The organism is Shinella sp., from assembly GCF_035998705.1.
In the GTDB taxonomy this organism is placed as follows: domain Bacteria; phylum Pseudomonadota; class Alphaproteobacteria; order Rhizobiales; family Rhizobiaceae; genus Shinella.
This window is the reverse complement of record NZ_DASYHH010000021.1, coordinates 129,461-155,374: the sequence shown is the minus strand read 5'-3', so window position 1 is coordinate 155,374 and position 25,914 is coordinate 129,461. Positions and strand designations below refer to the sequence as shown.

The window sequence follows — 25,914 nt, the reverse complement described above, 5'->3', positions numbered from 1 at the left end:
CTCATGACCATGACGACCACCATCACCACGACAACCATTTTTCGCCGATGGAGGCGCGCGTGCGCGCGCTCGAAACCATCCTGACGCAGAAGGGGCTGATCGATCCGCAGGCGATCGACGCCATCGTCGAGACCTACGAGACGAAGATCGGGCCGCGCAACGGCGCCCGCGTCGTCGCCAAGGCCTGGGCGGAGCCGGATTTCGCCGACTGGCTGCGGCGGGACGCGACGGAGGCGATCGCCAGCCTCAGCTATACCGGCCGCCAGGGCGAACACATGCGGGCCGTGTTCAACGATGCGCAGACGCACAACCTCGTCGTCTGCACGCTCTGCTCCTGTTATCCCTGGTCCGTGCTCGGCCTGCCGCCGGTCTGGTACAAGGCGCCGGCCTATCGTTCGCGCGCGGTCATCGATCCGCGCGGCGTGCTGGAGGAGTTCGGCGTAACGCTTTCGCCGGACAAGAAAATCCGCGTCTGGGATTCGACGGCGGAACTGCGCTACCTCGTCATTCCCGAGCGGCCCGCGGGCACGGAAGGGCTCGACCAGGCAGCACTTGCCGATCTCGTGACGCGGGACGCCATGATCGGCACCGGGCTCGCGCTTGCGCCGGAGGCAAGGCCATGAACGGGCCGCACGATCTCGGCGGCCAGCACGGAATGGGGCCGGTCGCGCCCGAGCACAACGAGCCGTACTTTCACGCCGAATGGGAGCGGCAGGCGCTTGGCGTGACGATCTCCTGCGGCGCCTTCGGCGCCTGGACGCTCGATGAAAGCCGCCATGCGCGCGAAAACATCCCGCCCGCCACCTATCTTTCCGCGAGCTATTACGAGATCTGGATCCGCGCGCTAGAAGTGCTGCTTCAGCGCCATGGTTTCGTCAGTGCGGCGGAACTGGCGGAGGGGCGGATGCTGGAAAAGGGGGCGGCGCCGAAGCGCGTGCTGAAGGCCGACATGGTGGCGGCCGTCCTGGCGAAGGGCGGGCCGTGCGACCGTCCGCTCGAGACCGTGCCACGCTTTGCCGCCGGCGACCGCGTGCGCACCCGCAACTTCAATCCGACCACGCATACCCGCCTGCCGCGCTATGCGCGCGACAAGGTCGGCGTGGTCGAGACCGTACAGGGCTCCTTCGTCTTTCCGGACGACAACGCGCACGGCCGGGGCGAAAACCCGCAATGGGTCTATACCGTCGTCTTCGACGGCGGGGAAATCTGGGGCGAGGGGGCGGCACCCGGCCTTACCGTTTCGATCGATGCCTGGGAGAGCTATCTTGAGCCGGTGTGAGACGCCGGCCGATTCTCCCGGCCTGCCGAAGTCCGCCGAGGGCGATCCGGTTTTTGCAGAACCCTGGCAGGCTCAGGCCTTTGCCATGACGGTGCGCCTGCACGAGCAGGGCATGTTCACCTGGGCGGAGTGGGCGGCGGCGCTGTCGCGCGAGGTGCATCGTCCCGGTCGCGCCGACGATGGCCGCGATTATTTCGATTGCTGGGTCGCCGCCCTTTCGTCGCTCGTTTCGGAGCGCGGCGTGGCGAGCGAAGCCGAGCAGGATGCGCTGTCCCACCGCTGGGAGCGCGCCGCCGAGGCGACGCCGCATGGCAAGCCGATCCTGCTGGAGAATGCGCCGGATTAAGCCCGGTCGGCGACGAAGCGGGCGAGCCACGGCCCGATCAGCGTGACGAGAATCAGCCGCGCCGTCTGCAGCGTCATGACGAAGGCGATGTCGACATTGCTCGATGCCGCGATGACGGCAATCGAGTCGAGCCCGCCGGGGCTGGTCGAGAGATAGGCGGTGAGCGGGTCGACGCCGAGCACGAGGATCAGCAGGCCGGCGAGCAGGCCGGAAAAGCCGATCAGCGCGAGGATGGAGACGACGGTCGGCAGCAGCGCTCGGCGCGCATGGATGAGGATGGCGCGGGTGAAGCCGAGGCCGATGTTCCAGCCGAGCAGGGTGAAGGCGATGACGAGCAGCCATTGCGGCAGCAGGTACGTCACCGTGCCGGAGGAATTCAGCACCGAGGCGATGGCGAAGGGCACCAGGAAGGCGCCGGCCGGGATGCGCAACCGCTGGGCGGCGAGGCCGGCCAGGATACCGATCGCCAGCATGGCGGCCAGCGGCGGCATCGGCACCGGCTCGAACCAGGCATGCGGCGGCACCACCGCGCCGTCATGGCCGCCGAAATGGGCGACGAGCGTCGCGACGCTCGCGACGAAGACGACGCGCAGATATTGCATGAAGGCGACGAGGCGCGCATCCGCGCCATAGGCTTCCGCCATCATCAGCATGGTGGAGGCGGCACCGGGGGACGAACCCCAGATCGCCGTCGTGCCGGGCAGGAGGCCGGTGCGGGCGATCATCCAGCCGGAGAACGTGCTGACGCTGATGACCGAGAGCACGACGAAGAGCATCAGCAGCCAGTTTTCCGCAAACGTTCCGACGAAATCCTGCGACACCATGGTGGCGATCATCAGCGCCAGCACGACCTGCACGAAAAAGAAGAAGATGCGCGGCAGGCGGATCGTGCCGCCGGCAAGCGCCAGGACGATGCCGGCGAGCATCGGCCCCATCAGGAGGGCGGCGGGAAAACCGGCGATCTCGAGCGGAACGGTGGTCACGATCGAAAGACAGGCGACGAGGCTCCATTGCAGCCATGCCGGCAACCGGCCGGCGCCGCTCGGCGCTTTCGTTTCGTCATTCGGATTTCGGGAGGCGGGCAAATCATCGCTCCGGAAGGTTCGCGTCTCCATACAGGCAAGCGCGCGCGGCGAACAGGGTCAAATCAGGGGGTAGGCCAATCCTTGGGCACTCTTGTGAACTCAGCGTCCCGCCCCTTGCTTCGTAGGCGCGAATCCTGCCAAGTCCGGGCATGGAATTTGCACCCCAACAGGATGAAGCGCTGAACGCCGTCGCACGATGGCTGAAGGAAAGGCGCGCGCCGCTGTTCCGGCTGTTCGGTTATGCCGGCACGGGCAAGACGACACTGGCGCGCCACTTTGCCGAAAATGTCGATGGCGAGGTGCTGTTTGCAGCCTTCACCGGCAAGGCGGCGCAGGTGCTGCGCTCCAAGGGCGCTAAAAATGCCCGCACGATCCATTCGCTGATCTATCGTTCGCGCGGCGAGGAAGAGGTGTCGGACGAGGAGACGGGGAAAACCTCGATCTCGCCGATGTTTACCATCAATCGCCAGAGCCCGGTCGCCAAGGCAGCGCTCGTCGTCGTCGATGAATGCTCGATGGTCGACGAGGCGCTCGGCAAGGACCTGATGAGCTTCGGCACGCCGATCCTCGTGCTCGGCGATCCCGGCCAGCTGCCGCCCGTTTCCGGCGGTGGCTATTTCACCAATCAGGAGCCGGATTATCTGCTGACGGATATTCATCGGCAGGCGCGCGACAACCCGATCCTTCATCTTGCCATGCAGATCCGCGAGGGCGGCGACATCGACTATGGCGATTATGGTGCGGCGCGCGTGATTGGCCGCAATGAGGTCGACCAGTCGCTGGTGCTCGATGCCGACCAGGTGCTCGTCGGCACCAACAAGACGCGCCGGCGCTACAATCAGCGGCTCCGCGAACTCAAGGGGTTTACGACCGACTATCCGCAATCCGGCGACAAGCTGGTGTGCCTGCGCAACGACCCGGCCAAGGGCCTGCTCAATGGCTCGCTATGGCAGGTGATGAGCTCGTCCAAGGAAACGGTGAAGCCCGGCATCAACCTGATGATCCGGCCGGAAGACGACGACATGGATCGCGGGGCTGCGAAGATCAAGCTGCTGAAGGCCGCCTTCGAGAATGTCACCGAGGAAATTCCCTGGACCACGCGCAAGCGCTACGACGACTTTGATTTCGGCTATGCGCTGACCGTGCACAAGGCGCAGGGCTCGCAGTGGAACAATGTCGTGCTGTTCGATGAAAGTTACGCTTTCCGCGACACGCGCGAACGCTGGCTCTACACCGCCATCACGCGCGCCGCGGAAACGCTTACCATCGTGCGGTAGCCAGGATCCCGTACGACGGACCGCCCATCAGGGGGCGGATAGAAGGGCCGGTCGTCATGTCCGGCCCATGACGTCGGCCTCAGTGGCCGACGATGCCGAGCATGACCGCCTTGGCGACGGCCTGGAAACGGTTGTTGCTGTTGAACTTGGCGATGATGCTCTTTTCCATCACCTGCACTTCGCCGGGCTCGATTTCGAGCGCGCGGGCAATGCGGCTCGTCGGATAGCCTTCCGCCATCAGGGTGAGGCAACGCAGTTCCGCCGGCGCCAGGCTGGAGGAGGGCGTGTTGTCGTTGGTCTCGTTCTCGTGGGCGGCGCTGAAATCAAGCAGCTCGTTGATCTGCTGCATCTGCCGGCGGATCGTCGATTGTTGTGCCGCGAGTTCGCGTTTGCGGGCGGCCATGGCGTTGCGGAAGACGCCGTCGGCCTCCTCCTGGTTTTCGACCGCCGAGAGGTGATCCAGCAATTCCTGGATCACGGCGACGGGCATGCCCGTCTCGCGGCAGGTGTTGACCACCGCCATCTGCTGGATTTCCTCCGGGCCGTAGACCCGCATCGGGCCGACACGGGCCGCCGTCAGCAGGCCCTTTTCCTCGTAGAAGTGCAGCGTGCGGTGGGTCACGCCGAAGGCGTTCGCCATGTCGGCGATGGCAAGCCGCCCTTCAGGCAGATTTTCCGGCAAGGGTGCGACGGGCAGGAAACGAATGGATTTGCGCGCGGCGGTCCGGCTGTCGGCCTTCTTCGACTCATTGGTCATCATGAAAGCGGCCCGCAAAAAGAAATCTGCTCATGTGTTTAACCCCCGGTCGCCGGCAAAATCCTCTTCCCCGTGAAGTCTGGATCAGAGCCGGCGGACAATGCCCACCAGTTCCATCGGCTGTGCCGTCCAATGGAACTGTATACGATCGCGCAAAGGTTCTCGATCCGTTTCGCGACGCGATTGTGCAAGGATCCTGAACCCGAGCGGCACACATTACCAATCCGCCCATCATCGTAAAATAAACCCAAGGCTTGGTCGTGCCTATCGTTATATCTAGGGATGTATTTCCTGGTGGCGCCGGCGCGTGGGCTGCAAGAAAAAGGCAAGCGCCTACCGCGTCAGGGTAAACCCGGTTCCGTCCGGAATCGGCGCTTCGGCAAGGGCTGCGGCGGGTTGCACGCTACAGGCGGCCGGCTGGCCGAGCGATGGCGTGCCGCGCGGCGGGCTCCGCTCGCTATGCGCAAGACATTCCATGGTGCCGCTTGCCGTGCCCGTGCGCAGCGCGTGGCGATAGAGCGGCCCGGTTGCCGACAGGGTGCGGGCGACGAAATTGACGGCCTCGTAGGCGATGCCCGCTTTGCTGCGCAGCTGCTCTGGCGAGAAATACCGCGCATAGATCGTATCGCCGGATTGTTCGTGGATCAGCCGGGCGTAGATGCCGCGGCCATCCGGGCGGTTCTCGATGCGGATCGTGTAGGAGAGCGGATGCGTTTCGCCCGCCTCGCGCTTGTCGATGAGGTGCACGGTCCTGTGGTAACCGGCGGAGCCGGCAATGGCGTGCGCGAACGCACTGCATCCGCCGCCGGATGGCCAGCATTGCACGATGTGCAGGCTCGGCAGCGCCTGGGCGCGGCCGGCAAGCCGGTTCTGCACCGAAAGCACGAGCTGCGCCTTGGCGATCGCCGCATTGGTGGTTTCCGGATAGACGGAGGGCGCCAGGAAAAACAGCGGCAGCAACGACAGCAGGGCGAGCGGCGAGGAGACCGGTGCCGGCAGCCACGAGCGGCGCGGTGCGGGCTTCTGGCGCACCGGGCGCGGGGTGGCTGCCAAGGGCTCGGGTGTTTCCGGCACGTCCTCGATGATGCTGTATTCGGGAACGTAGCTGCCGACCGGCACGCGGATGCGCAGGTGATCCGAAGCGCCTTCCGTCTCGTAATAGTGTTCGAGCAGCTTCCTGAGCTTGCCGGCCTGGACGCGGACCAGCGGATCGTTGCCGGCATCGAAGCCGGCCGACCGGCCGAAGACGTCGATGCCGATGCTGTAGCCCTTCAACTGGGCCGCCTTGCCGGAAAGTTCGTTCTCGACGATGTAGGAGAGGAACGAGCGCAACCGCTCGGAACGGGCGAACGTATCGCTGGCGATGACAGCATGCAGCGCGCGCCGTACGAGATCGCACGCCGGCCTGTCGGTCCCGCTCATGGTAACACCATAGAGGAGGCCATCGTTGCTGCCTGGTTTCCTTCCTGTCCCGTGTCGAGGCGCCGAAGCGCGCATCCCCAAAATTCTAGGGGAGTTTACCGGTGATTCTTGATGAACGGCAAGGGGTGAGGCGGCCCCTCCCGGCCAAATCGCCCGCTGCCCCGGTTTTCACGGCTCTTGGGGCGATTGCCCTTGTGGAAACAACAGGCTAGACCTGTGTCCTGCAACAGGAGCCCGCGTCGTCATGCCTGCGAAACTGTCGGTCAATCTCAACGCCATCGCCATGCTGCGCAACCGCCGGGACCTGCCCTGGCCGAGCGTCACCGGCCTTGGCCGGATCGCCCTTCAGGCGGGTGCGAGCGGCCTCACCGTGCATCCACGGCCGGACCAGCGCCATGTGCGCTTTGCCGACCTCGCGCCGATCCGCAACCTCATCGACAGCGAATTTACCGGCACGGAGTTCAACATCGAGGGCTTTCCGGAAGAGGGCTTCATGCGCCTCGTCGAGGAGCATCGTCCCGAGCAGGTGACGCTGGTGCCGGACGATCCGTCGCAGGCGACGTCCGACCACGGCTGGGATTTTCGCCGGAGCCACAATCTTCTCGGCAATATCGTCGGCCGGCTGAAGAAGCTCGGCCTTCGCGTGTCGGTCTTTGCCGATGGTGCGCCTGACCGCGAGGCGCTGACGATCGCAAGAGAGGTCGGGGCCGACCGGATCGAGCTTTATACCGGCCCCTATGGCGGCTGCTACGATGATCCGGCGCAAGCCCAGCGCATCGCCGACCTGCTGGGCGAGACGGCGGATATCGCCTTCGATCTCGGCCTCGACGTCAATGCCGGCCATGACCTGACCATTGCCAACCTGCCGATGCTGGTGGCGCGCATTCCGCGCCTCGCCGAAGTGTCGATCGGCCACGGCCTGACCGCCGATGCGCTGGAATTTGGCATGGCGGAATCGGTACGGCGCTTCTGCCGCGCCTGCGGCCAGGACGTCTGACGGTAGTGCGGCGCCCTTGGGGAGCGCCGCACCGCAAATTCATCAGCCGAGAAATGCTGCCTTGCTGGCGGCGACGAAGTCCTCGAACGCGGTCAGCGGACGGCCGGACAGCGTTTCGGCATCGCTCGTGACCATCGCGATCTTGCCCTCGCGCGTGTTGGCGTCGAAGGAGACGATCGTCGGGATGAACGCTTCCGGCAGGCCGGCGCCCTTGAGGCCCTCGGCAAGCTGGGCATCCGTCACATGCACCACGTTGAGCGGCTTGCCGGTCGCCGCGGAAACGATGGCGGCGATTTCATCGGCCGTGTGGGTCTTCGTGCCGGTCAGCGTGTAGGTCCTGCTCTCGTCGCCAGCCTTCAGCACGGCGCCGGCGAGGGCGGCGGCGGTGTCGTCGCGGGTGATGTGGGCGATCCTGCCTTTACCGGTGGCGGTGTACCAGGAGCCGGTGGCGAGCGCGTGCGGCAGCGACATGAAGAGGTTTTCGGCATACCAGCCGTCGCGCAGGATCGTGTAGGGGATGCCGGTCGCCTTGATGGCCTGTTCGGTGCCGAGATGATCGGGCGCGAAGGTGACGAGCGAATCCTCCGGCTGCGGCATGGAGGTGTAGAGGATGTGTTTTGCGCCGGCCTTCTTAGCGGCGGCGACCGCGGCCTTGTGCTGGGCGAGGCGGCGGCCCGGCTTGTCGAGCGCGTCCGTCGAGATGATCAGCACCTTGCCGGCGCCGGCAAAAGCGGCGTCGAGCGAGGCCTCATCGTCGAAATCCGCCACGCGGACCGTGACGCCCTTGGCGGCATAGGCCTCCAGTTTGGCGGTGTCGCGCGTCGCGGCGATGATATCGGCCGGCGCGACCTGGCCGGAGGCGATGAGCTTGTCGAGGACGAGGCGGCCGAGCTGGCCGGAGGCGCCGGTAACGAGAATTGTGTCGGTCATGTCTATGGCCTTTCTGGCAGGGTTGGCGGAGAGGCGCCTTCGGTTCCTGCTGAGTGTTGGTCTCTTATTGAGACTTGCTCTTATCTGGTGATCTGGTAGACGCTGTAAAGGAGGCAGTTTTTTCTGCTGTGGTTACCTGGAGGGAACCTTCTATGAACAAGATCGTCGAGCGCGCCGAGGGCGAACGCGTCATGCTGATCGACGGCGTCGCCATGTCAATGGATGATTGTCCGGTGCGCGACGTGCTGGACAGCGTCGGCGGCAAGTGGACCTCGCTGATGATCCTCGGCCTCGCCGACGGGCCGCGCCGCTTCTCGCAGCTTCGCCGCCTCATTCCAGACATTTCGCAACGCATGCTGACCCAGACGCTGCGCGACCTGCAGCGCGACGGTTACCTGACGCGCACCGTCTATCCCACCCAGCCGCCGAGCGTCGAATATGCGCTGACGCCGCTCGGCCACTCCTTCCTTGCGCTTCTGCGCTCCCTCGTGCAGTGGTCTACGGAGAACCACGGCGCGATCCGGGCTGCACGCCTGGTCTATGACGCGGCGAAGGACTGACATACCGGGGAAGGCGGCATGAAGCGACTGGATATCGGCATTGCCGGCGCGGGGCCTGCGGGGCTCGCGGCCGCGCTCTTTCTGGCGCGCGCCGGCCACCGGGTGGAACTCATCGAGCGCTTCGACCAGCCGTCGCCGGTCGGCTCCGGCCTGCTGATGCAGCCGACCGGGCTCACCGTGCTCGACGCCCTTGGCCTGTCGTCGGCCATCCATACGCTGGGCAACCGCATCGACCGGCTGCACGGCGCGGATGCGCGCAGCGGTCGAACCGTGCTCGACGTGCGCTACGATGCGCTTTCCGGCGGCCGTTATGGTCTCGCCGTGCACCGGGCGGCGCTGTTTTCCGTGCTGCATGACGCGGTGGTGGCCGAAGGGCTGCCCATCCGCACGGGCATCACGCTGGCCAAGGCCGAGACCCGCCAGTCCCGCACCGCGCTGCACGATCCGGATGGCGAGATCGTCGGCGATTACGACCTGGTGATCGATGCGACCGGCGCGCGCTCGCAACTCGTCGCGGCCTCCATCGTCTCGCCGCATATCCGGGAGCTGCCCTGGGGCGCCTTTTGGGCGACGCTCGATTGCGACGGTATTGCGCATGACGCGCGCGCACTTGCCCAAAGGTATGACGCCGCGAAGGTGATGATCGGCGTGCTGCCGGTCGGCCGGGCGCATGCGGGCGGGGGCCGCAAGGCCGCCTTTTTCTGGAGCCTCAAGACGGCGGAGGCGGAAACGGTGAGACAGGCGGGGCTGGAGCGCTGGAAGGCCGGCATCCGCGGCCATTGGCCGGAAACGGCGCCCTTCCTCGACCAGATCACGGATTGGGACCAGCTGACGCTCGCCCGCTACGCCCACCGCACCACGCTGCCGCCCTATGCGGACGGCATCGTCTTCATCGGCGACAGCGCCCATTCGACGAGCCCGCAGCTCGGGCAGGGGGCGAACATGGCGTTGCTCGACGCGGCCGCATTGGCGCATGCCCTGTCGTCGGCGGCGTCGCTGGAGGAGGGGCTGGCGGCCTATGCGGCCGCCCGGCGCAACCATGTGCGGCTGTTCCAGCTGCTTTCCTATGTTTTCACGCCGTTCTACCAGTCGGATTCGCAGGCGATCGCTTGGCTGCGCGACCGGCTGGTCGCGACCGTCGCGAAAATACCGCCGGCGCCGCAGATCCTGGCGGCGATCGTCTCCGGTACGCTGACCGACCCGTTCGCACGGGCCGGGTTGGAAGAATGCCGCTGGCAGGAGAAGGCGCTGCGCGAGGCCTGAACGGCCTCAAGCCGCCTTGCTGGCGACGATGGCGCCGAGCGCGAAATCGACGGCCGCCCTGGCATGGATCGCGGTCGAATCGAAGCCCGGCAGCGGCAGGGTTTTTGGATCGAGCAGCAAGCAGATTTCCGTGCAGCCGAGGATGACGCAATCCGCGCCCTGTCCGCGCGCTGCCTCGATCAGGGCGAGCACGCGCTCGCGGGAATTTTCGAGCACCTTGCCCTGGCAGAGCTCGTCGAAGATAACGTCGTGGATCAGCGTGCGGCCGGCGTCATCCGGCACCATCACGTCGAGGCCGGCCTCTTTCATGCGGTCTGCGTAAAAACCGTGTTCCATCGTGTAGCGCGTGGCGAGCAGCAGCGGGCGGCGCTTGCCGGCCGCGAAAATTTCGCGCGCGGTCTCGTCGATGATGTTGAGGAGCGGCGCCTTGACGGCGGCCTGAACCGCATCGGCGACGAGGTGCATGGTATTGGTGCAGATCAGCACGCAGTCCGCGCCGGCCTTTTCGAGGCCCGCGGCAACCGCGCCGAGGCGCTCGCCGGCGGCATCCCAGCGGCCCGCCTTCTGAAGGTCGACGATCGACTGGAAATCCACCGAATGCACCAGCACGTCCGCCGAATGCAGGCCGCCCAGCCGCGCGCGCACCGCCTCGTTAATCATGCGGTAATAGACCGCCGTGCTCTCAAAGCTCATGCCGCCGATAAGGCCGATCGTCTTCATGCTCGTCTCCCGCTGGTGATGTCCATGACGATCAGAATGCCGCGCCCTCCGCGGCGATTGTTCGCAAAGTTTCGACTGATTTGGTGGAGCGGCGATAATTTGTGTTGCCAAATGACACCTTGGCGCGCTTTCTTTGCTGCATCGGAGAGATATGCGGAGAATCTCGGCGTGCTGGATGAGCGGGACCGGAAATTGCTGGCGCTGTTGCAGGAGGATGCGGGCGCGCCCGTCGCCGTGCTGGCGGAGAAGGTGAACCTGTCGCTCTCGGCCTGCGCGCGCCGCATCCAGCGGCTGGAGGAGAGCGGGCATATCGTGGGGCGGGTCGCCCTGCTCGACCGCGACAAGATGGGCGTGCCGACGACGGTTTTCGCGCTGATCAAGACGGCGCATCACAGCGACGACTGGATCGCGTTGTTTTCCCGGGCGATCGCCGACATTCCCGAGGTCGTCGAGGCGCACCGGCTGACGGGCAATTACGACTATATCCTGAAAATCGTGCTGCCGCGCGTCGAGCATTACGACGTGGTCTACAAGCGCATCGTGCGCAAGGTCGAGCTCTTCGACGTTTCCGCCTCGATCTCGATGGAGGTGCTGAAGAGCGGATCGCGCCTGCCGGTGGATCACGCCGAATAGCAGGCATAAAAAAGGCCGGTCTGAACCGGCCTCTTTCATTTCAGTGCCGTGGCGGTGATCAGGCTGCGGTCAGCTGATCGGCCGACATCTTGCCGGACTTGCGGTCGCGGACCAGCTCGAAGCTGACCTTCTGACCTTCGTCCAGGCCCGTGAGGCCGGCGCGCTGAACGGCGGAGATGTGGACGAAAACGTCCGGCTCACCGCTGTCCTGCTGAATGAAGCCGTAGCCCTTGGTCGTGTTGAACCACTTTACGGTACCAGTTGCCATGACGAAACCTTTCTAAGCCGTCAAATCAATCTTCGGTCGCCGAATTGGCAACCATGGGAGGTCGAATTTGAAGGGTAGGTTCGTACTGCAGGCAGGAACGCCTGCAAATGCAGAAGTCAACGTTCAAATCTCGATGCGGGAGAAATAAGTGCTTCGACGCGCCGGGTCAAGACGGGAGCGCGTCGGCTTTTGTCCTTGGTCAGTCCGGCGGTGAGAGGGCCGGATCGTTCGCGCATTTCGCGATCGGCAGCTGGCGGAAGGAATGGATGGCGAGGATGCGGCCGTCGGCGTCGTCGGTGTCGACGCTCATGCAGGCGCAGGCGTAGCCGTAGTTGCCGTTGGTGCGCACATAGTCGCCGGCAGAAATGTCCGGGAGGATGTCGATGCCGTCAGGCTCCTCGCCGCCGCCCTGCGTCATCAATGTCCAGCTTCCGTCGGCATCGTTCAGCCACCAGTTCGCCGGCGTGGGATTGTGCAGCCAGCCGCAGCGGTTTTCGGCGGCTTGCGCGCCCGTCCCGGCAAGAACAAAGAGAAGGGCACCCAGAACCAGTCTTTTCATCGCCATATCCTCACTTCACCATCTTCTTGCAGTGAAACATGTCGCCGCTCGCCTCCGACGCCCAGTCCATCTCGCTGTCGGTGATGTTGGCAAGGCCGATGCGGTAGTCGTCGGCGAAGGTCAGCGTATAGGCGCCGCCGTCCTTTTCGCTCTTGACGATCGGCATGGGGCCTTCGCCGGAGTCATAAGTCTCTGCGGTGAAGCTGAAGGTCGCGACCTCGCAATTCCAGGTGCCGACATAGGGCGGCTCCTCGGCGGCGAGTGCGGGCAGGGCGGAGAGGAGGAGGGCGGCAGCGGCGAGGCGAAACATGGCGGGAATCCGTCGCAGGAGGGCAGGCACTCCCATAACGGGTGGTGCCTGTTCCTTATTCCGGTATTGCCATGCATGAGAAGAAAAAGTCCCGTTTTTAACGGGACTTTTCCGGGATCAGGCAGGACGCCGCTTGTCGACGCGATGATGGTCGAGGAAGGCGGCGATGGCAGCCTCGCCGTAGAGGCGACGCTGTTCGACGAGGGCCACGGCGAGGCGGGCGGCATCGCCGAAGGTGACGATGTCGGCGCCGACGGCTGCCGGGTTGCGGGCGAGGGTATCGGCCACGATATCCGCCATGGTGCGCGGCAGGATATCGGTGCATGCGCGCATGCTGTCGAAGACGATGCCGATGGGAACGATCTGGTCTTCGTAGATCACCATCGGTTCGGCGCGTTCGTCTTCCCAGGCGTCAAAGGCTTCCAGGGCGTCGCCGAACACTTGCTGCAGAGTGATGGGAGCATGTCCTTCGTGAAGGTCTGGCAGGAAATTCAACATTTTCTGTCTCCTTGGCGTAAGGGCGTTTCGCTTCGTACTCCTGATACTCAGGCCTCGATGCCGGCAGGGCCGCGCTTGTCCAGAACGGCCTGCTGCACCGCAGGTCTCACAAATCTTAACAATCGGAAACGTCTTGGGAAGCGAAAAATTTTGTGCGAGCCATGGTCCTTGCACGATTTAAAAGGACTTCTGTTTCAAATCAGCGACATAGCGGAATAAAAATTTCTTCATCGTTGTGCATTGCAGCGATTATTGCGTGGTGCAGCAGGCCCAGAAAGCAGGATTCGACCCTGCAAATCACCCGCTTTCCCTCCCTTGCGAGAAGTGTGTTGACCGCGTCGGCGGAGATCGCTAGAAGATGCCGAACCGTACGGTACGGTACGCAGGAATTCGACAGGGGATCATCGTGCATTTCGTGGAGCAGGGCAGAGCGGGCGCAGCCGCCGCGGGACTGACGGAACGTCAGGGCGCGGTGCTGGAGCGTGCGCTCGGCCTGCTGGTCGAGGGCGGCGAACGGGCGCTGACGACGGCGGGTGTCGCGCGCGCGGCGAACTGTTCGAAGGAAAGCCTCTACAAGTGGTTCGGCGACCGCGACGGGCTGATCTCGGCGATGATCACCTACCAGGCGGGCAAGGTGCGCACGGTCGAGGCGAGCGCCGGTGCGCTGACGGCCGAGACGCTGCGCAAACATCTCTTCGCCTTTGCCTGCGACCTGATCGACGTGCTTTCGGGCGATGTGTCTCTCGCGCTGAACCGCCTCGCCATCGGCCAGGCGAGCCGCGAGGGCGCCGGACTTGGCCGCCTGCTGCAGGAGCGCGGCCGCCGGCAGATCGGCAAACGCGCCGCAGCGCTGCTGGAAGCCGGCCGCAAGGCGAAGCTGCTTGCATTCGACAAGGCGGACGAGGCATACGGCACGCTCTACGGGCTGATCGTTTCCGACATGCATCTGAGGATGCTGCTCGGAGAAGACGCCGCAGCGCTCAAAAAGGAATTCTCGCCGCGCGCGGAGAAGGCGGTGGACGCCTTCCTGACGCTTCACGGCGTGAAAGGGTAACGCCGGCAGGGCAGCCTCCGGTTCAAGTGAAACAGACAGCAAGGGAAGGAAACATCAATGCGCGTCTATTACGATCGTGATGCCGATCTCAATCTCATCAAGGCGAAGAACGTCGTCATCGTCGGCTACGGCTCGCAGGGCCGTGCCCACGCCCTCAACCTCAAGGATTCCGGCGCCAAGAACGTCGTCATCGCTCTGAAGGCCGGTTCGCCGACCATCAAGAAGGCCGAAGCCGACGGCTTCAAGGTCATGACCGTTGCTGACGCCGCCAAGTGGGGCGACCTCCTGATGATGGCGACGCCGGACGAACTCCAGGCCGACATCTACAAGGCCGACATCGCCGGCAACATCCGCGACGGCGCTGCCATCGCGTTTGCACACGGCCTCAACATCCATTTCGGCCTCATCGAGCCGAAGTCCTCGGTCGACATCGTCATGATCGCGCCGAAGGGTCCGGGCCACACGGTTCGCGGCGAATACCAGAAGGGCGGCGGCGTTCCCTGCCTCGTTGCCGTTCACCAGAACGCCTCGGGCAACGCGCTCGACCTCGCGCTCTCCTACGCCTGCGGCGTCGGCGGCGGCCGTTCGGGTATCATCGAGACCAACTTCAAGGAAGAGTGCGAAACCGACCTCTTCGGCGAACAGGTCGTCCTGTGCGGCGGTCTCGTCGAACTGATCCGTGCCGGTTTCGAAACGCTGGTCGAAGGCGGCTACGCGCCGGAAATGGCCTATTTCGAGTGCCTGCACGAAGTGAAGCTGATCGTCGATCTGATCTATGAAGGCGGCATCGCCAACATGAACTACTCGATCTCGAACACGGCCGAGTGGGGCGAATACGTCACCGGCCCGCGCATCATCACGGACGAAACCAAGGCCGAGATGAAGCGCGTCCTCAAGGACATCCAGACCGGCAAGTTCACCACCGAGTGGATGCAGGAATGGAAGGCCGGCGGCGCCCGCTTCAAGGGCATCCGTCGCAACAACGACTCGCACCAGATCGAAGAAGTCGGTGCGAAGCTGCGCGGCATGATGCCGTGGATCGGCAAGAACAAGCTGGTCGATAAGGCTGTCAACTAAGCGCATCTGTCCTTTCAGGCGTTAAGGCCGGGCGGTTTTCCGCCCGGCTTTTTCATTTAAGATGAATTGAAATAATGCAGTGCATCCTTCTGCCACACTGCGGTGCAGCAAGTAATAAACTTGCGCAAAGCGCCGAACGGGAACAAAATACATCAGTGTTTCGTTCCGCTATCAGGAGGATGGTGCGATGGCCACGATTATCCAATACTTCGCCTGGTTCGATCTTTTTATCCTGGTTAGTATAGGTGGGCTCGTACTGCTCAGCCTTTACAGCGACCGGGCGACCTGAGCGCGTCCGGCGCCTGAAACGGCCGCTTGAGCGTGCGCGCTCCGGCGAGATCAAATCCGCACGAAACCTCGGTTGCGTGCGCGTCTCTTCTTGGTGCGAATATTTAGGTCAGCATTATTGACATAAAAACGGCGCCGTGATGAGGTGCGTTCAAACAACAGACCGAGGAAACCCCTATGTTCAAATGGGAACAGGCCTTCGCGACGCGTGCGTCGCGCATGAAGGCGTCCGAAATCCGTGAGCTGCTGAAACTGCTCGAGCGGCCCGACATCATCTCCTTTGCCGGCGGCATCCCGGATCCGGCGCTGTTCCCGAAGGAAGCCTTTTCAGCCGCCTATACGGACGTGCTTTCGGGCGAGGGGGCCTCGGCCGGCCTGCAATATTCCGTCAGCGAGGGCTACAAGCCGCTGCGCGACTGGCTCGCCGGCGAGATGGGCAAGCTCGGCATTCCCTGTTCGGCCGACAATGTCTTCATCGTCTCCGGCTCGCAGCAGGGCCTCGACTATCTCGGAAAGCTCTTCCTGTCGCCGAACGATACGGCGCTCGTCACCTGGCCGACCTATCTCGGCGCGCTCCAGGCCTTCAACGCCTATGAGCCGACCTATGACCGGCTGAACCTTTCCGGCAACCGCACGCCGGATGCCTATCGCGCGACGGCGGCGGACGCGGGCGGGCGGGTGAAATTCGCTTATCTCTCCGCCGACTTCGCCAACCCGACCGGCGAAACGGTCGATCGTGCTGGCCGCGAAAAGCTGCTGGCGCTCGCCGAAGAGCTGGATATCCCCATCATCGAGGATGCCGCCTATCAGTCGCTGCGCTATGACGGCGAGGCGGTGCCGCCGATCCTGGCGCTGGAAATCGCCGCCAAGGGCAATATCGACGCCGCCCGCACCATCTATTGCGGCAGCTTCTCCAAGACGTTGGCCCCGGGCCTGCGCGTCGGCTACATCGTCGCGGCAGCCCCCGTCATCCGCAAGCTCGTCTTGATGAAGCAGGCGGCCGACCTGCATTCCTCGACCATCAACCAGATGGCGATCGCCCATGTGGCCGAGCGCGGTTTCGACGCGCAGGTCGAAAAGATCCGCGCCGCCTATAGCGTGCGCCGCGATGCGATGCTGGCGGCCCTTCAGAAATACATGCCGGAAGGCGTCAGCTGGACGAAGCCCGAGGGCGGCATGTTCGTCTGGGTCACGCTGCCGGCCGGCATGGATGGCGCCGCACTGCTCGCCCGCTCCATCGAGACCGAAAAGGTCGCCTTCGTGCCCGGCCAGGCGTTCCACGCCGATGGCAGCGGCGCCAACACGCTGCGCCTCAGCTTCTCCTGCGCCGACGCCGCGACGATCGAGGAAGGCCTCTCCCGCCTCGGCCGCCTGCTCGGCAAGGAACGCCTTGCGGCCTGATTGGTGTATTGGCTGGCCCCTCACCCTAACCCTCTCCCCGCAAGCGGGGAGAGGGGACTTGCCCTGTGAACGATCATTGGTTGAGGAAGCCGGAGCGGCATATCCCTTCTCCCCGCTTGCGGGGAGAAGGTGGCGGCAGCCGGATGAGGGGCCAATTCGCCTATTCGGCGAGGCACGCCACAGCCGCCTCGAAGACCAGGTCCGGCAGCACTTCGAACGTATAGGGCGCGTGCACGCGCTCCCATTTCTGGTGATAGTCGCGGCCCCACGGGCCGATATTGACCGTCGGGAACGACAGCAGGCCATCCGGCGCAACATCGGTGAAGGCTGTTGATGGGGTGTTGGTGGCGAGCAAGCCGGTCTCGCCGGCTTCCGGCCGGTGGCCGAAGAAGCTCATGTCGGAAATGCCGGCAAAAATCTGCCTGAACTTGATCGACGTGTCATGTCGCGCGGCGGCCTCGGCCATCACGCGCTGTAGCCGCGCCTGCATCCGCCGTCCGGCCTCGGCCTGCGCCAGATGCACCAGCGGATAGTGCAGGCTGCCGAAGCCGATGATCACGGCCGGGCCTTCGATGCCCGCCGCGGTCGCTGCCGCGGCCACGATCTCGCGGCTGACTTTCAAGGGATCCGTGCCGTCCGAAAGCGAGCGGTCGAGCGCCTCCAGCCGCGCAAGGGCCGCGGTATCGAGCCGTGCGAGCAGTTCCGCGTAGGTCAGCACCGTGCCCCGCGTCGTCGTCGCCGCGCGATTGCGATAGCGGGCTTCGTGGGTTGCCTGCGTGTCGAGCGCCGTTTGCAGCGCGCCTGCGACGATGGCGCGGAAATCGCCGAGGATCGTGCTGGCGCTGCGGCTGTGCGTCAGCCAGTTGAAGGAGAGCCAGACGCGGTCCGGCGTCGTCACGTCGTAGCCGTCGCGGATGTCGCGCGCCTCCAGGCAGACGGGCGGAGGGGAGCGCTCGCCGAAGGCTTCGTCGCTGAGTTCGGGCACCGTATCCATGGCGCGGGTGATCTCGGCGCTGATGCGGTGGGCGCTGGTGCCGTTGAACGGATAACCGGCATGGGTCGGCCGGCCGATGACGAAGGCGAAGGGCGCGAATTTGCCGATCGAGCCGAGATAGATCGCGCGACCTTCCTCGCCGTCGCGTTCGCAGCTCGACGCATCGAGATTGATGCCGCCGACAATGTCGAGGTCGAAGCGGCGGGCGATCTCCGGCAGCGCATTGCGCAGGCTCCGCATGCCGCGCGAGCGGTTCTCCTCGTCCGGCGTCGCGACGAAGAGGAGGTTGCCCTTCGGCGCCTCCAGCCCGGCAAAACGCTCCAAAACGGTAATGCTGGCGGCGAGGCCGCTCTTCATATCGAGCAGGCCGCGCCCGGCGATGAAATCGCCGCTTTCGAAATCGTTCTGCGCCTTCGCTTCCGCGGCGTTCAGCGGCCGGCTGTGCAGTTCCTTCAGCAGCGCCTCCGTCAGCGGCTCCGGATCGCAGGCGAGCGGCGCGAGCGTGCCGTAATTGGCGATGGAGACCGTGTCGAAATGCCCGGCGAGCACGATCGTCCTGCGTCCACTGCCGCGCACCAGCGCCACGACGTTCTGCGTCATCGGTTCGCCATGGCTGTCCACGGTGAAAAGCTGGTCGGGGTGCTGCCGGAAATAGGGTGTGTCGGCCAGATGCGCCCGGAGCTTTTCGGAGAAGGTCGCCTCGTCCGGTGAGCCCGTCACGCTCGGCCAGCGGGTCATCAGCAGGGAGAGTTCGCGGGCACGTCGAGCGGAGATTTCATTCGTGGGAGACATGGGGCCTGCCGAAAGCGGTTGCGTTGAAGGAAGCGCAAGGCTAGCCAAGGATGACGGCAAGCGAAACGGCATTCTTTTGGGAAAATTGCGGGACAAATTGCCGTTTCGCCATCGAAAACTGACACTTCGGCAAAACCATGGACACGGTCGACCGGAAACTTCTCGCCCTCCTGCGCAAGGACGGCCGCGCCTCGCTCTCCGCCCTTGCGGCGGAGCTGAAAGTCTCGCGCGGTACGGTGCAGAACCGCATCGAGCGCCTGACGCGCGACGGCGTCATCGCCGGTTTTTCCGTGCGCGTGACGGAGGCCGACGACCCGCATGCCGTGCGCGCCATCACGATGATCGAGATCACCGGCCAGAAGACGCTCGCCGCCATCCAGACCCTGCGCGGCATTCCGGAAGTGCGGGCACTGCACACGACGAACGGCGCTTGGGATCTCGTCGCGGAAATCCACACGGAAAACCTCGTGGAGTTCGAGCGGGTGCTGCGCGGCATCCGCGCCATGGATGGCGTCTCGAAATCGGAGACGAGCCTGCTTCTCACGACGCTCTAAGTCTTTTGATTTGCGCATACGCCTTTCTTCAAATCGTTCCGATTTGAAGGGACATGCGCTAAGGCATCACGATATCGATTTCCTCGCCCGTCGAGGAATAGGTAATACGGCCGCCCTTCCAGCCGTCGGGGCCTTCCAGCCGGATTTCCAGAGTCACCTTGCCATCCGGCGAGGGCACCATGAAGCTGCCGTCGGGCGACATCAGCTGGCCGATCGAGAAAGTGTAGCGCGAGAGCACCATTTCGGAGCCGACTTGTAGCCGCGAGAACGTCCGCGCCGTCAGTTCGTTGAGTTTTGCCGCTGAGAAGAAGGCGATGTCGCTCATGCGGAAAAGCCGCTCCGGCCGGAATTCCCAATCCCAGGGCATCATCATGCTCGACGCCGTGACGCCGCGGTCGTTGACATTGTAGTCGCGCATGGTGCCCGGCGTATCCGGCACCTCGGCGAGGATACTCATCGAATCCCTGCTGACGGTGATTTCGGCAAAGCGCGCGTTCGTGCCGAATTGTTCGGCTATCACGCCGAGCGTCTTCTCGGTCATGTCTGGATCGAGCCAGTTGCGCTTCGGCTTGCGGGCATCCGGCAGGTTGGCGACACGCACCGTGCCGTCCGTCGTCACTTCCACGGTTCCGCTGGCGGTAAACAGCGTCATTTCCCCCGGCTCGCCGAGATCCGTGAAATGCACCACCCAGCGCAGTTCCGGTTTGCCCGGTCCGTCGGTCGAGAGCTTCAGCATCATGTAGCTCATCGTCGACTTGTCGTTCTGCCAGGCTTCCTTCGCCTTGTCGCGGATCATGGCAAGCCGCGACAGGTCGACATCGGCGAGCGAAAAGCCGGGCAGGGCCGAGGTGCCGGGGAACATCGGCGAGGTGATGGGCGAGCGCGAGACGCCGGAAATGTCCCAGGAATAACCCACCGTGGTTTCCGCCATGCTGGGGTGATCGGCCTTCACCTGCACGGATTTCGGATAGACCGTCAAATCGCGGATGACCGGCTTGCTGCCGATGACGGATGTCAGGCTTTCCAGCGCCTGCTCCTTCGGCCAGTCGTCGTCCTTGAAGAAATCCATCGCGCGGGCGCGGGCGGTGTTGGAAAGGTCGCCGCCGATGATCGTGCCCTCCGCATCCGCATAGACGGTGGCGCTTTCGCGCGGCGAGGCGACGTAGATCGCCCAGCGGATCGCGCCGTAGGAGGGCGTCGGCAACAGGTTCACACGCTTGGATATCTCGATCGACTGCACCGTGCCGCCGCCCTCCAGCCTGGCATAGCCGATGGCGCGGGTCGCGACCTGGTCGACTTTTGCCAGCGGGATCGCATCCAGCGGGAACAGGCCGCTCGCAATATCGGACACCATGGCCGGCGCGGGCCGGGCCGCGGGGCCGCTGACGATCTCGGATTCGAAGAGGAAAAGGCGTGTCGCCTGCCGCACCCGCCATTCGTCCACATCGCCGGTGCCGGCGCCGCGCACAATGAGGTTCACTTCCTTCTCGGTGATCCGGATCGTGTGTGCCTCCGGCGTCCTGCCGAGCGCTTCGCTGACGCGCCCCGCGGCGCGGGCGGCTTCGCCCGGCCCGGTGAGGTAGCTTTCGGCGGCGCTGGCGGGCGGGCATGCGAAGACGATCAAGGCGAGCCATGTCGCCAGGAACATCCGCCATCCGCAGGATAAAAACCCCATGAGCGATCCTCCGTCCGCATCGGGATGCGCATCATCCGTGCTGGGTAACGGCATGGCAAGCCGGTTTATTCCGGCGCGGGCGGCGGGCATGGCGAAAAGGCGCTTTCCATTGCCGGTCAGCCGGTTACACTCCGCCTGCCCATACGCATTCCTGCCGAAAGTGCCCCATGTCGCTGCGCCTCGCCACGTTCAACATCGAAAACCTCATGACCCGTTTCGACTTCACGGGCTTTCGCAACCAGGTTCGCCAGGATCGCGTGCTGCGCCTCTTCGACATCCGCAACGAGGCGGAATACCAGCGGCTGGAGGAGGCGCGCGCCATCGCGCACACCGACGACGCCCGCCAGCATTCCGCACTCGCCATCGCGGATGCCGATGCCGATATCCTCTGCCTGCAGGAAACCGACAACATGGCGGCGCTGCAGGCCTTCGAATATGGCTACCTCTTCCGCATGGTCGGCAACGGGTACCGCCAAAAGTACCTGATCGAGGGCAATGACAGCCGCGGCATCGACGTCTCGGTGCTGATGCGCGAGGAGACCCGCGACGGCCAGCGCATCGAATGCATCGATATCCGCAGCCATGCCGCCGTCACCTATCGCGATTTCGATCTCTTCACGGCGGATCTCGGCCAGGGCCACAAGCCGGACGACCGGGTCTTCAAGCGCGATTGTCTGGAGATGGATCTGCGCATCGGCGGCCGTCCGCTGACGCTCTATGTCGTGCATTTCAAGTCGATGGGGCCGGGGCGCGAGGGCATGGACGGCCGCCAGTCGACCATGCCGGTGCGCACCGCCGAGACGCGCGCGGTGCGCCGGATCATCGAGAACCGCTTTGGCGTCGGAAACACGGCAAACAAGGCCTTCGCCATCTGCGGCGATATGAACGACTACCAGGAAAAGCTGGCGATCGAGGGCGACCGCCGAACGGGCTATCGTTTCGTGCCGCAGAAGGAGGCGGTGAGCGCGCTCGACGTGTTCAGCGCGGGTGGCTTTGCGGTCAACCCGGTGCTGCGCCGGCCGGTCGATGATCGCTGGACGCTTTACCACAGCCGCGGGCCGGAGGAGCGCCATCTCTGCCAGCTCGACTATATCTGGCTGTCGCCCTCGCTTGCCGAGCGCAACGCCCACCACGTGCCGGAGATCATTCGCGCCGGCCAGCCATTTCGCACGCTCTTTCCGCCGGGGCAGGAGGTGGAGCGTTATCCGCGCGTCGGCTGGGACCGGCCGAAGGCCTCCGACCATTGCCCCGTCGTGATGAGCCTCGATCTGTGAGCGTTGACGGTTTGATTTCCGCTTGCCCGCGGCGGATCGCTCGGGCAGGTTTAGGCAAAAGCTGAATACGGAGAAGACCTTGTCCCGTCGCTATGCCATCTATGACGTCTTCACCGACACGCGGCTCGCCGGCAATCCGCTGGCCGTCGTCTTCGATGCCGATGGTCTCGACGACGGCACGATGCAGCGCATCGCCCGCGAGTTCAACCTCTCCGAAACGGTCTTCGTGAAGCGGCCGGAAAACCCGGCGCACACCGCGCGCCTGCGCATCTTCACGCCGGGCCGCGAACTGCCCTTCGCCGGCCACCCGACGGTGGGGGCGGCGATTGCGATCGCGGAAGCCGCCGAGGACGCCGCCACGCAGCCGCGCGACCTGGTGAGCATGCTGGAAGAGAATGTCGGCCCGGTGCGCTGTGCGGTGAAGCTCGGCGTGCGCGAGGCGGCCTTTGCCGAATTCGACGTGCCGCGCAAATCGGCGCGCCTGGAGGCGACCTTCGACCGGCAGGCGCTGGCCGATGCCTTTAGCCTGAAACCCGGTCAGGTCGGCTTCGAGAACCACGTGCCCTCGTTGTGGAGCGCCGGCGTCGCCTTCGTGATGATCCCGGTGCATGACGTTGCGGCGGCCGCCGCGGTGGAGTTCGACGCGACGCTCTGGGAGCGCTGCGCGCCCTTCGCCGAGGGCCGGCTCGCCTCCGCCTATCTCTATTGCCGCGGCGGCGTGAACCACAATGCGCGCTTCCACACCCGGATGTTTGCGCCCGACATGGGTATTTCCGAGGACCCCGCGACGGGTGCTGCGGTTGCGGCGCTGTCCGGCGCCATCCATTTCTTCGACAAGCTGGTGGATGGTCACCATCCTTTCCTGATCGAGCAGGGCGTCGAAATGGGCCGCCCGTCCTCGATCCACCTGCATCTCGATATTTCGGGCGGCGCGATTGCCAGGGCGCGCATCGGCGGACAGGCCGTGCGGCTTGCCGCCGGAATGCTGGATTTGTGACGGTTATTTTGCGCTGCAAAAGAAATTCGCCCCGGAAAGCATCTTTTTTCGGGGCGGGTATAGACAAGCCCGGAGAACGCCATTATACGCCCCTCCAGACCGCACAAACGGTCTTGTGGGTGATTAGCTCAGTTGGTAGAGCAGCTGACTCTTAATCAGCGGGTCCACGGTTCGAGCCCGTGATCACCCACCAAATCCTTCCTAAATTCCGCTGATTATACAAAGACTTGATGGTCGACGCCAAGCGGCGTCGCCGGGGCGCCGAGGCCGTTTCCCCGTCAGGTTTTCAGGACGCTGAAGCTTGCGGCCAGCCATAGCAGCTTGCACAGGAGGTGCAGCGCCTGGTCCTGGGCAAAGCTGATCTTTCCCTTCGTTTTGCCTTCGTCGATCACGGCATGCAGCACCCACTCGGCAAGCGCGAGGGCGGGGCTTTTTGTGATGAGCAGCACCATGGTGGCGTGGATGCCGGCATGCGCGATCAGGTGATAGACGCGCAGCGGCCCCTCGATCTTCGCCTTCACCAGAAAGTCCGGTTGCAAGGGATAGTCGGCGAGCCAGTGCGCGCCGCACAACAAAAGCCCCATCGTCAGAATGTCATGGATCATCGAATGAACGGTGCCGGTTGCGCGTTATCGTCATGCCGCCGGAGGCTGGGATCCATGCAAACGGCGGGGCGAACCGCTGTTCTATTAAATCAACCGTAACGGGCTGTTCCCTGGGGAACAGCCGCGCTAGCTTTTTGTTTTTCCGCATTGTCCGACGCCGAAGCGATGCCGCTTCGGCTGGAAATGCTTTAGAGTAAAAAATCACCCTTGCTAAGCGCCAGCTTGCCGTCCAGTTCCAGGCGGAAGTCGGCCGCCTTGTCGCCGTCGATGTCGCCCTCGACCACGGTGATGGCCTTGCCGCTGCTTGTTGTCGTGTACCAGCGCAGGTCGCCGGCATCGCCCGTGAAGGCTTTCGCCTTGGCGAGAAGGGTGAAGGTATGCCCGGTCTCGGGTCCGTTGGCGTCGATGGCGGAGAGGTCGATCCGGTCGCGGCCGGGCTCGAAATCCGTGATACGGTCGCGCTTGCCGACGGCAAGCCCGATGTCGGCGGCGCTGCGGAAGACGAAGGTGTCGGCGCCGCTGCCGCCGGTCAGGATATCGGCGCCGCTGCCGCCGTCGAGCCAGTCGTTGCCCGCGCCGCCGTTGAGCCTGTCCTTGCCGGCGAGGCCGACGAGCGCGTCGTTGCCGCGCCCGCCGGACAGCGTGTTGGCGTGGGACGAGCCGATGAGCAGGTCCGCGTCGTTCTTGGTCGAATCATGGGCCGTGCCGTCGCCGGAGAGGGTTCGCATGGTGGCGGAGGCGATCTGGAGTTCCTCCAGCGCCATGCCCTTGGCGATACCATAGGCGGCCTTCAGGCGGGCGATGGCCGGGGCATATTCCTGAAAGATCGCGTCGATGCCGGCAAAACCCTTGATGCGACCGGCGGCGTCGGCGTCGAAGCGGCTTTCGTAGGACAGGATCTTTTCCCGGTGCGCGGTGTACATCAGGCCGGCATCGAGCGCTTCCGTCGTCGTCGCCGTGCCCTCCCTGGCGAAGAGCTTGAACTGTTCGGCTTCCACATAACGCCGGTTGGCGATGCCCGCATGGCCGCTGCCGTTGGAATTGTAGCGGATCTCGTACCAGGCTTCCGCCCGGTCGCCGTCGAGGATCGCGGCCTTCAGCTTCGGGCCGAGCAGCGAGGGCGCGTTATAGGCCATGCTGAACAGCACGGCGCGTTCCGTCGAGTTCGGGATGCCGGAGAGCCATTTGTCGATGACCGCCTCGTAGCGCGGCGATATGGCGGTGAGGGCGGCCTGGATTTGCGTGTCGGAGGTGAAGCCGAAGGTTTTGGGCACGCCCGGGTCGCGCGTGGCGTTCCAGTCGGCCATCACCTTGTCGAGCCGGCTGTTGAGCAGCGCGGTCTCGCCCTCGGCGTAGCTGTCATCGATGACCGTCTTCAGGCGCGCTTGCAGCGTCGCGTTCCAGCCGCTGCCGGCGATCGCCTTCAGCACGGGTTCGAGATTGTAGCGCAGGTTGAAGCCGATGCCGATCGTCGGCGCGGGGTCGGCCGCGGTGTCGAGATAGGCGCGCCGGGTCGAGCCCTCCAGGTTGAGCAGCAGGTCGAAACCGGTCTTGCGATAGGCCGACGTCGATAGTCCGGTGAATTTCAGCATGGCATGTCCCTCGATCACCGAGAGCCTAGCGCAGGCGGGGTAAAGCTTTGCTAACGTCCCCCCTTGCAACCGGGTCGCACCCCGCCATATTGCGGCTCAGACGAATGGAGGGAGCGGCATGAGCGACGACAGGATCAGGACACCGGAAGAAGTCGTCGCCTATTGGTGCGAGACGCTGAGCCCCAAGGACTGGTGGCAGCCGACGCCGGAGCTCGATTCCGGCATCCGCAGACAGTTCGCGGCGACGCATTTCGTCCTGTCGCAGGACGTCACGCCGGAATGGCGCACAAGCCCCGAGGCGCGGCTTGCGGCGATCATCGTGCTCGACCAGTTGCCCCGCAACATGTACCGCGCGTCGCCCCTGGCCTTCGCCACGGACTGGATCGCGCGGCGCGAGGCGCGCCTGGCGCTCGACGCGGGTGCCGACAAGCTGGTCGATTACGGCCGGCGCCACTTCTTCTACATGCCGCTCGAACACTCCGAGGATCTTGCCGACCAGGACCTTTCGGTCGCGCTTTTCGAGGCGCATGGCGACGAATTGTATCTCGGCTATGCCGAGCGGCATCGTGACGTCATCGTCGACTACGGCCGCTTCCCGCATCGCAATGTCTTTCTCGGCCGGGTTTCGACGCCGAAAGAGCAGGCCTATCTCGCGGAACCGGGCGCCGGATTCTAGCCGGGCGGCCATACCGGTTTAAAATGGCCGC

Annotated in this window: 28 protein-coding genes and 1 tRNA gene; 16 read left to right on the top strand and 13 right to left on the bottom strand. The window is 64.6% G+C overall.

What is annotated here, in order from left to right:
- Nucleotides 1-47: 47 nt before the first annotated feature.
- From nthA to VGN93_RS16240, 3 genes are read left to right on the top strand one after another with little or no spacing between them, the layout of a single operon-like run.
- The gene (gene nthA / locus VGN93_RS16250) at nt 48-623 is read left to right on the top strand and encodes a nitrile hydratase subunit alpha (protein WP_256117767.1); all 576 of its coding nucleotides are present in this window, start codon (nt 48-50) and stop codon (nt 621-623) included.
- Nucleotides 620-1,279: a nitrile hydratase subunit beta gene (nthB, locus tag VGN93_RS16245; protein ID WP_327508256.1), complete on the top strand. Its 660-nt coding sequence runs from the start codon at nt 620-622 to the stop codon at nt 1,277-1,279. The genes nthA and nthB overlap by 4 nt, the downstream gene beginning before the upstream one ends.
- Nucleotides 1,266-1,625 carry a nitrile hydratase accessory protein gene (locus VGN93_RS16240; protein WP_327508255.1) on the top strand — a complete coding sequence of 120 codons (360 nt, stop codon included), beginning with the start codon at nt 1,266-1,268 and terminating at the stop codon, nt 1,623-1,625. Before nthB ends, VGN93_RS16240 begins: the two co-directional genes overlap by 14 nt.
- Here VGN93_RS16240 and VGN93_RS16235 read toward each other — a convergent pair.
- Nucleotides 1,622-2,710, bottom strand: coding sequence for an AbrB family transcriptional regulator (locus tag VGN93_RS16235; protein ID WP_327508254.1), 1,089 nt, complete (start codon nt 2,708-2,710; stop codon nt 1,622-1,624). The two genes, VGN93_RS16240 and VGN93_RS16235, sit on opposite strands and share 4 nt — an antisense overlap.
- 149 nt (nt 2,711-2,859) lie before the next feature.
- Between VGN93_RS16235 and VGN93_RS16230 the strand changes: the two genes are divergently transcribed.
- Nucleotides 2,860-3,987 carry an ATP-dependent RecD-like DNA helicase gene (locus VGN93_RS16230; RefSeq protein WP_327508253.1) on the top strand — a complete coding sequence of 376 codons (1,128 nt, stop codon included), beginning with the start codon at nt 2,860-2,862 and terminating at the stop codon, nt 3,985-3,987.
- Between the two features lie 79 nt (nt 3,988-4,066).
- Here the strand turns inward: VGN93_RS16230 and VGN93_RS16225 are convergent, their stop codons facing one another.
- Both VGN93_RS16225 and VGN93_RS16220 read right to left on the bottom strand, forming a co-directional pair.
- On the bottom strand, nt 4,067-4,744 hold the full coding sequence (locus VGN93_RS16225) for a MerR family transcriptional regulator (RefSeq protein WP_414714099.1): 678 nt from the start codon (nt 4,742-4,744) through the stop codon (nt 4,067-4,069).
- 333 nt (nt 4,745-5,077) lie between these two features.
- Nucleotides 5,078-6,166, bottom strand: coding sequence for a hypothetical protein (locus VGN93_RS16220; RefSeq protein ID WP_327508251.1), 1,089 nt, complete (start codon nt 6,164-6,166; stop codon nt 5,078-5,080).
- Between the two features lie 244 nt (nt 6,167-6,410).
- On the opposite strand from VGN93_RS16220, the gene VGN93_RS16215 reads away from it, so the two are divergent.
- A complete protein-coding gene (locus VGN93_RS16215; RefSeq protein ID WP_327508250.1) occupies nt 6,411-7,163 on the top strand; it encodes a pyridoxine 5'-phosphate synthase in 753 nt (250 codons plus the stop codon).
- A gap of 42 nt (nt 7,164-7,205) precedes the next feature.
- On the opposite strand, the gene VGN93_RS16210 is transcribed toward VGN93_RS16215, so the two are convergent.
- Complete coding sequence (locus VGN93_RS16210) at nt 7,206-8,093, bottom strand: SDR family oxidoreductase (RefSeq protein ID WP_327508249.1); 888 nt, start codon at nt 8,091-8,093, stop codon at nt 7,206-7,208.
- Between the two features lie 152 nt (nt 8,094-8,245).
- Between VGN93_RS16210 and VGN93_RS16205 the strand changes: the two genes are divergently transcribed.
- Nucleotides 8,246-8,653: a helix-turn-helix domain-containing protein gene (locus VGN93_RS16205; RefSeq protein WP_327508248.1), complete on the top strand. Its 408-nt coding sequence runs from the start codon at nt 8,246-8,248 to the stop codon at nt 8,651-8,653.
- 18 nt (nt 8,654-8,671) lie between these two features.
- Nucleotides 8,672-9,916 carry an NAD(P)/FAD-dependent oxidoreductase gene (locus VGN93_RS16200; RefSeq protein WP_327508247.1) on the top strand — a complete coding sequence of 415 codons (1,245 nt, stop codon included), beginning with the start codon at nt 8,672-8,674 and terminating at the stop codon, nt 9,914-9,916.
- Nucleotides 9,917-9,922: 6 nt separating this feature from the next.
- Here VGN93_RS16200 and VGN93_RS16195 read toward each other — a convergent pair whose 3' ends face one another.
- Nucleotides 9,923-10,636: an aspartate/glutamate racemase family protein gene (locus VGN93_RS16195; RefSeq protein WP_327508246.1), complete on the bottom strand. Its 714-nt coding sequence runs from the start codon at nt 10,634-10,636 to the stop codon at nt 9,923-9,925.
- A gap of 168 nt (nt 10,637-10,804) precedes the next feature.
- Here VGN93_RS16195 and VGN93_RS16190 point away from each other — a divergent pair, with 168 nt between their 5' ends.
- On the top strand, nt 10,805-11,269 hold the full coding sequence (locus VGN93_RS16190; protein WP_319317817.1) for an Lrp/AsnC family transcriptional regulator: 465 nt from the start codon (nt 10,805-10,807) through the stop codon (nt 11,267-11,269).
- Nucleotides 11,270-11,327: 58 nt separating this feature from the next.
- Here the strand turns inward: VGN93_RS16190 and VGN93_RS16185 are convergent, their stop codons facing one another.
- The 4 genes from VGN93_RS16185 to VGN93_RS16170 all read right to left on the bottom strand — a co-directional run bounded on the left by VGN93_RS16185 (nt 11,328) and on the right by VGN93_RS16170 (nt 12,904).
- Complete coding sequence (locus VGN93_RS16185; RefSeq protein ID WP_319317704.1) at nt 11,328-11,537, bottom strand: cold-shock protein; 210 nt, start codon at nt 11,535-11,537, stop codon at nt 11,328-11,330.
- 199 nt (nt 11,538-11,736) lie between these two features.
- Nucleotides 11,737-12,096, bottom strand: coding sequence for a DUF4087 domain-containing protein (locus tag VGN93_RS16180; RefSeq protein WP_327508245.1), 360 nt, complete (start codon nt 12,094-12,096; stop codon nt 11,737-11,739).
- A 10-nt stretch (nt 12,097-12,106) separates the two neighbouring features.
- Nucleotides 12,107-12,406, bottom strand: a complete 300-nt coding sequence (locus VGN93_RS16175; RefSeq protein ID WP_327508244.1) for a hypothetical protein — start codon at nt 12,404-12,406, stop codon at nt 12,107-12,109.
- A 117-nt stretch (nt 12,407-12,523) separates the two neighbouring features.
- Nucleotides 12,524-12,904, bottom strand: a complete 381-nt coding sequence (locus VGN93_RS16170) for a hypothetical protein (RefSeq protein WP_319317713.1) — start codon at nt 12,902-12,904, stop codon at nt 12,524-12,526.
- A 406-nt stretch (nt 12,905-13,310) separates the two neighbouring features.
- Here VGN93_RS16170 and VGN93_RS16165 point away from each other — a divergent pair, with 406 nt between their 5' ends.
- The 3 genes from VGN93_RS16165 to VGN93_RS16155 all read left to right on the top strand — a co-directional run bounded on the left by VGN93_RS16165 (nt 13,311) and on the right by VGN93_RS16155 (nt 16,724).
- Nucleotides 13,311-13,958 (top strand): TetR/AcrR family transcriptional regulator, encoded by a 648-nt coding sequence (locus tag VGN93_RS16165; protein ID WP_319317716.1) that lies wholly within the window; start codon nt 13,311-13,313, stop codon nt 13,956-13,958.
- A gap of 57 nt (nt 13,959-14,015) precedes the next feature.
- Nucleotides 14,016-15,035 (top strand): ketol-acid reductoisomerase, encoded by a 1,020-nt coding sequence (gene ilvC / locus VGN93_RS16160; protein ID WP_319317719.1) that lies wholly within the window; start codon nt 14,016-14,018, stop codon nt 15,033-15,035.
- Nucleotides 15,036-15,500: 465 nt separating this feature from the next.
- Nucleotides 15,501-16,724 carry a PLP-dependent aminotransferase family protein gene (locus VGN93_RS16155; RefSeq protein WP_327508243.1) on the top strand — a complete coding sequence of 408 codons (1,224 nt, stop codon included), beginning with the start codon at nt 15,501-15,503 and terminating at the stop codon, nt 16,722-16,724.
- 160 nt (nt 16,725-16,884) lie between these two features.
- Here VGN93_RS16155 and VGN93_RS16150 read toward each other — a convergent pair whose 3' ends face one another.
- Nucleotides 16,885-18,510, bottom strand: coding sequence for a M20/M25/M40 family metallo-hydrolase (locus VGN93_RS16150; RefSeq protein ID WP_327508242.1), 1,626 nt, complete (start codon nt 18,508-18,510; stop codon nt 16,885-16,887).
- 137 nt (nt 18,511-18,647) lie between these two features.
- Between VGN93_RS16150 and VGN93_RS16145 the strand changes: the two genes are divergently transcribed.
- Nucleotides 18,648-19,064, top strand: coding sequence for an Lrp/AsnC family transcriptional regulator (locus VGN93_RS16145; protein ID WP_327508241.1), 417 nt, complete (start codon nt 18,648-18,650; stop codon nt 19,062-19,064).
- Nucleotides 19,065-19,122: 58 nt separating this feature from the next.
- Here VGN93_RS16145 and VGN93_RS16140 read toward each other — a convergent pair whose 3' ends face one another.
- On the bottom strand, nt 19,123-20,712 hold the full coding sequence (locus VGN93_RS16140) for a hypothetical protein (RefSeq protein WP_327508240.1): 1,590 nt from the start codon (nt 20,710-20,712) through the stop codon (nt 19,123-19,125).
- 194 nt (nt 20,713-20,906) lie between these two features.
- On the opposite strand from VGN93_RS16140, the gene VGN93_RS16135 reads away from it, so the two are divergent.
- The 3 genes from VGN93_RS16135 (at nt 20,907) to VGN93_RS16125 (ending at nt 23,203) form a co-directional block, all read left to right on the top strand.
- Nucleotides 20,907-22,013, top strand: a complete 1,107-nt coding sequence (locus VGN93_RS16135) for an endonuclease/exonuclease/phosphatase family protein (protein WP_327508239.1) — start codon at nt 20,907-20,909, stop codon at nt 22,011-22,013.
- A 79-nt stretch (nt 22,014-22,092) separates the two neighbouring features.
- Nucleotides 22,093-23,010 (top strand): PhzF family phenazine biosynthesis protein, encoded by a 918-nt coding sequence (locus VGN93_RS16130; RefSeq protein ID WP_327508238.1) that lies wholly within the window; start codon nt 22,093-22,095, stop codon nt 23,008-23,010.
- Nucleotides 23,011-23,127: 117 nt separating this feature from the next.
- Nucleotides 23,128-23,203: transfer RNA gene (locus VGN93_RS16125), tRNA-Lys, on the top strand.
- An 85-nt stretch (nt 23,204-23,288) separates the two neighbouring features.
- Here the strand turns inward: VGN93_RS16125 and VGN93_RS16120 are convergent.
- Together VGN93_RS16120 and VGN93_RS16115 are read right to left on the bottom strand one after the other, a co-directional pair.
- The gene (locus tag VGN93_RS16120) at nt 23,289-23,615 is read right to left on the bottom strand and encodes a DUF3307 domain-containing protein (RefSeq protein ID WP_327508237.1); all 327 of its coding nucleotides are present in this window, start codon (nt 23,613-23,615) and stop codon (nt 23,289-23,291) included.
- Nucleotides 23,616-23,803: 188 nt separating this feature from the next.
- Nucleotides 23,804-25,207: a M10 family metallopeptidase C-terminal domain-containing protein gene (locus VGN93_RS16115; protein ID WP_327508236.1), complete on the bottom strand. Its 1,404-nt coding sequence runs from the start codon at nt 25,205-25,207 to the stop codon at nt 23,804-23,806.
- 118 nt (nt 25,208-25,325) lie between these two features.
- Between VGN93_RS16115 and VGN93_RS16110 the strand changes: the two genes are divergently transcribed.
- Nucleotides 25,326-25,883 carry a DUF924 family protein gene (locus VGN93_RS16110; protein ID WP_327508235.1) on the top strand — a complete coding sequence of 186 codons (558 nt, stop codon included), beginning with the start codon at nt 25,326-25,328 and terminating at the stop codon, nt 25,881-25,883.
- Nucleotides 25,884-25,914 lie beyond the last annotated feature (31 nt).

What these genes read in the sequence shown, in the direction of transcription:
- nthA (WP_256117767.1), top strand. Translation starts at nt 48, where the DNA reads ATGGAGGCGCGCGTGCGCGCGCTCGAAACCATCCTGACGCAGAAGGGG.
- nthB (WP_327508256.1), top strand. Translation starts at nt 620, where the DNA reads ATGAACGGGCCGCACGATCTCGGCGGCCAGCACGGAATGGGGCCGGTC.
- VGN93_RS16230 (WP_327508253.1), top strand. Translation starts at nt 2,860, where the DNA reads ATGGAATTTGCACCCCAACAGGATGAAGCGCTGAACGCCGTCGCACGA.
- VGN93_RS16225 (WP_414714099.1), bottom strand. Translation starts at nt 4,744, where the DNA reads ATGACCAATGAGTCGAAGAAGGCCGACAGCCGGACCGCCGCGCGCAAA.
- VGN93_RS16220 (WP_327508251.1), bottom strand. Translation starts at nt 6,166, where the DNA reads ATGAGCGGGACCGACAGGCCGGCGTGCGATCTCGTACGGCGCGCGCTG.
- VGN93_RS16215 (WP_327508250.1), top strand. Translation starts at nt 6,411, where the DNA reads ATGCCTGCGAAACTGTCGGTCAATCTCAACGCCATCGCCATGCTGCGC.
- VGN93_RS16210 (WP_327508249.1), bottom strand. Translation starts at nt 8,093, where the DNA reads ATGACCGACACAATTCTCGTTACCGGCGCCTCCGGCCAGCTCGGCCGC.
- VGN93_RS16205 (WP_327508248.1), top strand. Translation starts at nt 8,246, where the DNA reads ATGAACAAGATCGTCGAGCGCGCCGAGGGCGAACGCGTCATGCTGATC.
- VGN93_RS16200 (WP_327508247.1), top strand. Translation starts at nt 8,672, where the DNA reads ATGAAGCGACTGGATATCGGCATTGCCGGCGCGGGGCCTGCGGGGCTC.
- VGN93_RS16195 (WP_327508246.1), bottom strand. Translation starts at nt 10,636, where the DNA reads ATGAAGACGATCGGCCTTATCGGCGGCATGAGCTTTGAGAGCACGGCG.
- VGN93_RS16185 (WP_319317704.1), bottom strand. Translation starts at nt 11,537, where the DNA reads ATGGCAACTGGTACCGTAAAGTGGTTCAACACGACCAAGGGCTACGGC.
- VGN93_RS16180 (WP_327508245.1), bottom strand. Translation starts at nt 12,096, where the DNA reads ATGAAAAGACTGGTTCTGGGTGCCCTTCTCTTTGTTCTTGCCGGGACG.
- VGN93_RS16175 (WP_327508244.1), bottom strand. Translation starts at nt 12,406, where the DNA reads ATGTTTCGCCTCGCCGCTGCCGCCCTCCTCCTCTCCGCCCTGCCCGCA.
- VGN93_RS16170 (WP_319317713.1), bottom strand. Translation starts at nt 12,904, where the DNA reads ATGTTGAATTTCCTGCCAGACCTTCACGAAGGACATGCTCCCATCACT.
- ilvC (WP_319317719.1), top strand. Translation starts at nt 14,016, where the DNA reads ATGCGCGTCTATTACGATCGTGATGCCGATCTCAATCTCATCAAGGCG.
- VGN93_RS16155 (WP_327508243.1), top strand. Translation starts at nt 15,501, where the DNA reads ATGTTCAAATGGGAACAGGCCTTCGCGACGCGTGCGTCGCGCATGAAG.
- VGN93_RS16150 (WP_327508242.1), bottom strand. Translation starts at nt 18,510, where the DNA reads ATGTCTCCCACGAATGAAATCTCCGCTCGACGTGCCCGCGAACTCTCC.
- VGN93_RS16145 (WP_327508241.1), top strand. Translation starts at nt 18,648, where the DNA reads ATGGACACGGTCGACCGGAAACTTCTCGCCCTCCTGCGCAAGGACGGC.
- VGN93_RS16140 (WP_327508240.1), bottom strand. Translation starts at nt 20,712, where the DNA reads ATGTTCCTGGCGACATGGCTCGCCTTGATCGTCTTCGCATGCCCGCCC.
- VGN93_RS16135 (WP_327508239.1), top strand. Translation starts at nt 20,907, where the DNA reads ATGTCGCTGCGCCTCGCCACGTTCAACATCGAAAACCTCATGACCCGT.
- VGN93_RS16120 (WP_327508237.1), bottom strand. Translation starts at nt 23,615, where the DNA reads ATGATCCATGACATTCTGACGATGGGGCTTTTGTTGTGCGGCGCGCAC.
- VGN93_RS16115 (WP_327508236.1), bottom strand. Translation starts at nt 25,207, where the DNA reads ATGCTGAAATTCACCGGACTATCGACGTCGGCCTATCGCAAGACCGGT.
- VGN93_RS16110 (WP_327508235.1), top strand. Translation starts at nt 25,326, where the DNA reads ATGAGCGACGACAGGATCAGGACACCGGAAGAAGTCGTCGCCTATTGG.